Annotated in this window: 10 protein-coding genes; 6 read left to right on the top strand and 4 right to left on the bottom strand. The window is 44.1% G+C overall.

The window, feature by feature from the left end:
• The 5 genes from Q0502_RS17660 to Q0502_RS17640 all read left to right on the top strand — a co-directional run.
• Nucleotides 1-235, top strand: a 235-nt coding sequence (locus tag Q0502_RS17660) for an outer membrane beta-barrel protein (RefSeq protein WP_298653691.1), incomplete at its 5' end; no start/stop codon positions are given.
• Nucleotides 236-375: 140 nt separating this feature from the next.
• Nucleotides 376-702 (top strand): metalloregulator ArsR/SmtB family transcription factor, encoded by a 327-nt coding sequence (locus tag Q0502_RS17655; RefSeq protein WP_298653689.1) that lies wholly within the window; start codon nt 376-378, stop codon nt 700-702.
• A gap of 42 nt (nt 703-744) precedes the next feature.
• Nucleotides 745-990, top strand: coding sequence for a DUF6132 family protein (locus Q0502_RS17650; RefSeq protein WP_298653687.1), 246 nt, complete (start codon nt 745-747; stop codon nt 988-990).
• 308 nt (nt 991-1,298) lie between these two features.
• Nucleotides 1,299-1,817 carry a thioredoxin gene (gene trxA, locus Q0502_RS17645; protein ID WP_298653685.1) on the top strand — a complete coding sequence of 173 codons (519 nt, stop codon included), beginning with the start codon at nt 1,299-1,301 and terminating at the stop codon, nt 1,815-1,817.
• A gap of 180 nt (nt 1,818-1,997) precedes the next feature.
• Nucleotides 1,998-3,266 (top strand): peptidase U32 family protein, encoded by a 1,269-nt coding sequence (locus Q0502_RS17640; protein WP_298653683.1) that lies wholly within the window; start codon nt 1,998-2,000, stop codon nt 3,264-3,266.
• 35 nt (nt 3,267-3,301) lie between these two features.
• On the opposite strand, the gene Q0502_RS17635 is transcribed toward Q0502_RS17640, so the two are convergent.
• Both Q0502_RS17635 and Q0502_RS17630 read right to left on the bottom strand, forming a co-directional pair.
• Entirely contained in the window at nt 3,302-3,907 is a 606-nt protein-coding gene (locus tag Q0502_RS17635; RefSeq protein ID WP_298653682.1) for a hypothetical protein, read from the bottom strand.
• A gap of 22 nt (nt 3,908-3,929) precedes the next feature.
• A complete protein-coding gene (locus Q0502_RS17630; protein ID WP_298653680.1) occupies nt 3,930-4,706 on the bottom strand; it encodes a hypothetical protein in 777 nt (258 codons plus the stop codon).
• Between the two features lie 228 nt (nt 4,707-4,934).
• Here Q0502_RS17630 and Q0502_RS17625 point away from each other — a divergent pair, with 228 nt between their 5' ends.
• Nucleotides 4,935-5,375 (top strand): PEGA domain-containing protein, encoded by a 441-nt coding sequence (locus tag Q0502_RS17625; protein WP_298653678.1) that lies wholly within the window; start codon nt 4,935-4,937, stop codon nt 5,373-5,375.
• A gap of 132 nt (nt 5,376-5,507) precedes the next feature.
• Here Q0502_RS17625 and Q0502_RS17620 read toward each other — a convergent pair whose 3' ends face one another.
• On the bottom strand, nt 5,508-6,035 hold the full coding sequence (locus Q0502_RS17620) for a gamma carbonic anhydrase family protein (RefSeq protein ID WP_298653677.1): 528 nt from the start codon (nt 6,033-6,035) through the stop codon (nt 5,508-5,510).
• Nucleotides 6,036-6,134: 99 nt separating this feature from the next.
• On the bottom strand, nt 6,135-6,563 hold a 429-nt coding region (locus Q0502_RS17615), incomplete at its 5' end, for a M24 family metallopeptidase C-terminal domain-containing protein (protein ID WP_298653675.1).

The following is a 6,563-nucleotide window of genomic DNA, read 5'->3' as shown; positions in this document are numbered from 1 at the left end:
GAGAATCGGGGTGCAGTATGGTTCTACGAGTGAACTGACGCGGGTGGATTACGGATTGGTAGGAGGAGTGGGAATGGCGTTCAAAACCGGGATCGGTGATTTTGCTCTGGAAGGGCGTTACTATTTCGGATTAGGTGATATCTTTACCAGCCGGCGAAGTGATAATGCCTATTTCTCCCGTTCAGCCTTCCGATTGATCGAGGCAAAACTGACTTATTATATCAGAATTCTTTAACATATTACCTTTATTCATCCATTCGTCCGATCAAATAATCGTATAAAAAAACGGTAGAACGGAAAAAATGTTATACTTTTGGCGAACAAAAATAGATGAATATATGTTCATATGTTGATTAATTTTTCAATACAATGGAAATGGAAAAAGAGACAGTTGAATTGGAAAGAAATAAAATAGACCGTTCTCAATTCGAAGATGCGGCATATATTCTGAAAGCGCTGGCCCATGAGACCCGCTTGTGTGTCGTTATGCAGCTTTCTCAGGCGGGTGAAAAGTCGGTAACGGAGTTGATGGATCAGATGGATTGTGAACAATCGCTGCTATCGCATCATCTGACCGATATGAGGGCAAAAGGAATACTGCGGTGCCGTAAAAACGGAAAGAACAGTTTTTATTCTCTCAGCGATAAACGTTTTTCGAATGTATTGAAATGTATTATGAGTTGCAGGGACAAAGAAGCATAAAGAACTCCGGACTTTTAGTTATAAGTTTTAAAATAGGGTTATATGAAAGATTTTTTTAAGAAACACTGGTTGAGGATCATGGGAGTATTAACGGGAATCCTGGTAGGATATCTCTATTATCACTACGTGGGGTGTGTAAGCGGGACCTGCCCCATCACCTCCAACCCTTACAGGATGATGATCTACGGAGCGCTGGTCGGTTATCTCCTTTTCGATCTCTTCTCAGGCGATAAAAAACCAAAGAAAGTAGAGGAAATATCAGAAAATAATTTCAGAGAAAATGACTAATTTTTTAATGAACGCTGAAACGTCTATGTAAGTCGATTTAATGAGGTAAGGATGTGCCGATTTGATAATTACTGACAACAAATCAACAGATCGATAAATCGTTAAATTAGCTGATCATTCCCGTTCCCTAAAGTTAGACTTTTTGAATTTATTCTACTGTTTCTCGCTGTGGCATAGTTCTAATAAATTTGGTCTCTGCTCCTACAGCTTTCGAAATAGTGCTGCACTCGACAAAGTAAATAAGTTTACTCTGTTCCTGTCTAACGAAAAAGTTCCATACATATTCATGTTAAAAATAAAGTAATCATATGAAAACAAATCTCTTAATAACGGCAGCAGCCCTTGTATTTATACTGCCTTCATGTAACAGTGCCGACCGGAAAACCGCTTCAAACGATGCGGGAACAAATCAGGAAACAAACGTAACAAAAACAGAAAATAGTATGACAACAACGACATCAAAAAAAACAATTTATTTAACCAGAGCCGACTTTTTGCAGAAAGTGGCCAACTTCGAGAAAAATCCCGATCAATGGGTCTATCTGGGCGACAAGCCGTGTATTATTGACTTTTACGCGGATTGGTGCGGCCCCTGTAAAATGATCGCTCCTATTCTGGAAGAACTCGCCAACGAATATGACGGAGAGATCTATATCTACAAAGTGGATACTGAAGCGGAACAACAACTGGCAGCCGAATTCGGTATCCGGAGTATCCCTTCTTTGCTCTTCTGTCCGATGGGCGAAGCGCCGCAGATGGCACAGGGAGCGCTTCCGAAAGACGCTTTCAAACAGGCTATTGAGGAAGTGCTACTGAAAAAATCATAAAAACCGGAAGTGATGGCCGGTAGTGCGGATGTATTCATAATGGATGCATCCGTTTTTTTTGTACTTTTGTGCCTGTAAGTCATAGCAAAGTAATGAAACGAGCAAGAGAACCGTTCTCATCCGGGAACATGACAATAACGAGTTCCATACGACCTTGGCGTTAAAAATAAATATTGTCGTATGAAATCTATTCAGGATTATGAAATAATGGCGCCGGCAGGGTCCTACGAATCGCTTACGGCGGCTATCCAGGGCGGGGCGGATTCTGTCTACTTCGGTATCGAAGGATTGAATATGCGCGCCAGATTTTCCAACAATTTCACCATTGCCGATCTGCACAATATTGCGGGTATCTGCCGCGATCACAATATAAAGAGTTATCTTACGGTCAACACCATCATCTACGACAACGATATGGAACTGATGCGGAAGATCGTGGATGCTGCGAAGGAGGCGAACCTTTCGGCCGTCATTGCGGCCGATGTGGCGGTGTTGATGTATGCCCGGAGTATCGGGGTGGAGGTGCATCTATCGACCCAGTTGAATATTAGCAATACCGAATCGTTGAAGTTTTACGCGCAGTTCGCCGATGTGGTGGTGCTGGCGCGCGAGCTGAATATGGATCAGGTGACCGCTATTTATCGGGATATCGTAGATCAGCAGATCAAAGGGCCGTCGGGAGAGTTGATCCGCATCGAGATGTTCTCGCACGGCGCCTTATGTATGGCGGTTTCGGGGAAGTGTTACCTCAGCCTGCACGAAAAAGACCTTTCTGCCAACCGGGGCGCGTGCAACCAGATCTGCCGCCGGGGGTATATTGTGAAGGACAGGGACAGCGAGATAGAACTGGAGATCGATAATGAATATATCATGTCTCCCAAAGATCTCAAGACCATCCATTTCATGAATAAGATGATGGATGCCGGGGTACGGGTGTTCAAAATCGAAGGACGTGCCAGGGGGCCGGAATATGTGCGGGTGGTGGTATCATGCTACAAAGAGGCGGTACAGGCATATTGCAACGACACATATACGAAAGAGAAGATAAACAACTGGAACGAACGCCTCGCCACCGTCTTCAACCGCGGATTCTGGGATAGCTATTATCTCGGACAACGGTTGGGAGAGTGGACGCACCGATACGGATCGGGAGCCACAAAACGAAAGGTGTATGTAGGGAAAGCCGTCAAGCATTTTGGAAAGCTCGGCGTAACGGAGTTCCTGGTGGAGACACAATCGGTCAAACCGGGAGACGAATTACTGATCACCGGGCCTACCACCGGTGCCGTCTTTGTTACCGCCGATGATATAAGGGTGGACCTGGTCGCTGTTCCTGAAGCGGTAAAAGGAAACCATTTCTCCATCAAAACCAATGAAAAGATACGTCCCAACGACCAGCTCTATAAAATGGTAGCAGCCAACCGGAAAGGAACGGCACACGAGAGATAAGGAATTCCGGCTTTCGTTTTCGTGAAGTTCGTGCCTCAATCCTCTTCTTGCAGGTAGAAGAAATTCTCATCTCCGAACCGCATATCGAACCGTCCGTTGGAAAATGTTACCGGTATGTCGTCTACGGTTGCTTTAAATGAAAATATACCGGATAAGATCACACTTTCCATTTCCTTATCCACATACATGTTCTGTGCTCGTTTAATCGTAAACGTTCCCTCCAGGATTTTCAACTTTCTTGGATAAGCGCCGGAAAGCAGGGAGATCGCACACTCCGGTCCGGTCAAGTTGAAGTTTTTATTGTTCAGGGAGAGCAACTCCGTAAAAGCGCCGGGGATATACTCCGGAAGGGATATCACCAACGTGTGAGAGGTCTGGCCTATAGATCCGGAGAGATGGATATGGCATGAATCATTTTTTACTACTATTTTTGATGGATCATGGAGTTGTTCAGTCGTTAATGGTGTTAATTCCCAATAGACCCCGAAACTGTTGTACCCTTTTTCCGAATAGATGGGAAGCCCGGGATTCTCGCCGTCTTCAATAAATACCGAGTTGGAGATGCGGTAATCAAAATCACGTGCGCATCCTGCCGCGATGACAAGGATAAGCATAAAGGAAAAGAGATTGATATACTTCATGATTGAAACTTTTTAAACTTTTTTACTTTGTTGAAAAGAGATTGACCGGGGTTGAGATCATAAACTGTACACCCCCGAATGATTGAGAGGTAAGCAGCGAGAAATTGTCTTTTGTGAGAAAAACCGGAGGAAATACGCCTTCGATCGATAAACGGATCCCGTTGTTAAGGATAAGGCGTAATCCGATACTGGCATAGGCATTCGAAAAAAAGTCGGATGGCGCTTTTCCGGCTGCGGCAAGTATTTCATCTTGGTACTTTTCCATCTCTTTCGAAACAAAATCAAGGTCCGTGCTCCCATGTACTTTCATTCCTGCCTGTATGCCCCCTTTCACGTAACCTTGCCAATTACTGAGTCGTCCCCATAATAGTATATCCGCCTCTAAAGGAATGCTTACATAGCCGAGAGATTCGTTCATTCCGTAAATGCGAAAAAGTTCAACCCCCTGCTCCGACGGATGGAACAGATAAAGTTGGGGACCTCTTGAGGGGGAGATCCGCTCGTTTATGTGGGTGTAGCGTAATCCCGACGCGAGCGTGAGCCGGTCGTCCCACATAGAAAGTTCCGATTTTAAACCCGCATAATGAGCCTCCCCTTCGCCTATGGCGTTTTCACTTCCGGAATAACTTTCCTGAACGGGGTAACGACTTTGGGTTTGACGAAATTCCCAGCGGTCATCGATCTCCCCCGCCATCTCAAACGTACCATATTCGATTCCGATCCGGAAATGGGAAGATTGTTGCGCTTTAACAGATGACAAGGAACCAAGCAGGAGTAGCAATAATAAGGGGTTCTTCATAATTAAAATTGTTATTGTTTATACTAAAGGCAATACGGAACATTTAGCTTAATGGAAATATTCACTCATAAAATGTATTTATTATTTAAGATGCACAAAATCAATAAACGCTGCTTGAATAAAGTTAATAAACATGAATAAAAAATATTTTTAAGGTTAAGGGGTTTTGTTAAAGGAATAATAAAAATTTTATACCTTTGAGGAATTATTAACATTAAAAAAATTAATATGACACAAAAATCTATCTTTATGAGAACTGCCGCGATGTTACTGGCGGTTGCAGTGTTATTTGCCAGTTGCTCCAGCACTACGTTGATTCAATCGGAACCGAACGGGGCAAAAGTGTATATGAATGGAGAATACAAGGGAGTTACTCCTTATTCTTATTCCGATACCAAAATTGTGGGAAGTTCGACGGCTGTCCGCTTAGAGTTGGAGGGATATGAAACGTTGCATACCGTGCTTGAGAGAAATGAAACAGTTGATGTGGGAGCCATTGTCGGTGGGCTGTTTTTCCTGTTCCCCTTCCTCTGGACCATGAAATATAACCCGGTACATATCTACGAATTACGACCGATGAAGAGTGCATCCCTGACAAAAGCCGATCAACCTGCCGTATTGACGGATTCTAACGGGAATGAGTATATTTCCTGTGTGTTAAAAGATTAACCTACTGCTTCGATATAAAAGAACGAGGGGTGAATGCCTGATCTTAGAAGACGGTTTCACCCTCGTTTTATAATTCACCTGTCGGGAAAGAATTTTAATCATCAATTTCCCGTGGGTTTATTTTTACTGTTTCTATTTGTTTTCCTCCTCTTTAAACCAACTTGCATACATTAAATAGTTATTTGCTATTTTCTGGTTCATCTCTTTGGATTGCTCCGGATCGACCTTCTTCACAAATTTAGCCGGTACACCGGCATAGATGCTGCCCGGTTCTACCTGCGTACCGCTGAGTACTACGGAGCCGGCAGCGATAATGGCGCCTTCACCAACCACCGCATGATCGAGTACGATGGCGCCCATCCCTATAAGCGCACCCTCTTTCACTTCAGCGCCGTGGATGACCGCATTATGGCCGATGGATACATCATTGCCGATGACCGATACCGATTTCTGGTACAATGTGTGAATGACCGTACCGTCCTGTACATTTACCCGGTCTCCGATACGGATGGAGTTCACATCGCCGCGCAGCACGGTATTGAACCAGATGCTGCAATCGCGGCCGATGATCACGTCTCCAATGATAGTGGCATTGTCTGCCAGATAGGTATTTCCGCCGATTTCGGGTGTGAAACCGCGAACTGATTTTATAAGGGGCATAATTCGGAAGTTTGTTGTTAGAACTTGGAACTTGGAACTCAGAATTCAGAACCTGGGAATTCAAAATCTTAAATCTGAAATCCATACTCATAAGTTGAATTATATGGCTTTTGTTTTACGCTTTAACCATATTCTTTCCTCTTCGTTCAGATACCTTTTGAGTTTCCGGTATACCATTTTATGATAATTGTTGAGCCACTTGATTTCGTTTTTGGTGAGCAGTTTTTTTGCGATCGGCTTGGTGTCGATGGGACAAAGCGTGATAGTCTCAAAATTATAGAAAGTGCCGAATTCTTTGGTCTTTTTGTATTCCTGTGTCACAATCAGGTTCTCGATGCGGATACCATATTGATTGGCGCGATATATCCCGGGTTCGTTGGAAGTAACCATTCCCGGCCTGAGTTGGGTCGGATTTTCTTCCAGGCGGATGTTTTGAGGCCCTTCGTGGACATTCAGGAAATGTCCGATGCCGTGTCCGGTACCGTGCCAGTAAGTGAGTTCATTATCCCACAGAGCCTTTATTGCCAG

It is taken from the genome of uncultured Proteiniphilum sp., assembly GCF_937873925.1.
Lineage (GTDB): Bacteria > Bacteroidota > Bacteroidia > Bacteroidales > Dysgonomonadaceae > Proteiniphilum.
This window is presented reverse-complemented; position numbering and strand designations above follow the sequence as displayed.

Bases quoted from the DNA above. Each gene is read 5' to 3' on its own strand.
- Q0502_RS17655 (WP_298653689.1), top strand. From the start codon at position 376: ATGGAAAAAGAGACAGTTGAATTGGAAAGAAATAAAATAGACCGTTCT.
- Q0502_RS17650 (WP_298653687.1), top strand. From the start codon at position 745: ATGAAAGATTTTTTTAAGAAACACTGGTTGAGGATCATGGGAGTATTA.
- trxA (WP_298653685.1), top strand. From the start codon at position 1,299: ATGAAAACAAATCTCTTAATAACGGCAGCAGCCCTTGTATTTATACTG.
- Q0502_RS17640 (WP_298653683.1), top strand. From the start codon at position 1,998: ATGAAATCTATTCAGGATTATGAAATAATGGCGCCGGCAGGGTCCTAC.
- Q0502_RS17635 (WP_298653682.1), bottom strand. From the start codon at position 3,907: ATGAAGTATATCAATCTCTTTTCCTTTATGCTTATCCTTGTCATCGCG.
- Q0502_RS17630 (WP_298653680.1), bottom strand. From the start codon at position 4,706: ATGAAGAACCCCTTATTATTGCTACTCCTGCTTGGTTCCTTGTCATCT.
- Q0502_RS17625 (WP_298653678.1), top strand. From the start codon at position 4,935: ATGACACAAAAATCTATCTTTATGAGAACTGCCGCGATGTTACTGGCG.
- Q0502_RS17620 (WP_298653677.1), bottom strand. From the start codon at position 6,035: ATGCCCCTTATAAAATCAGTTCGCGGTTTCACACCCGAAATCGGCGGA.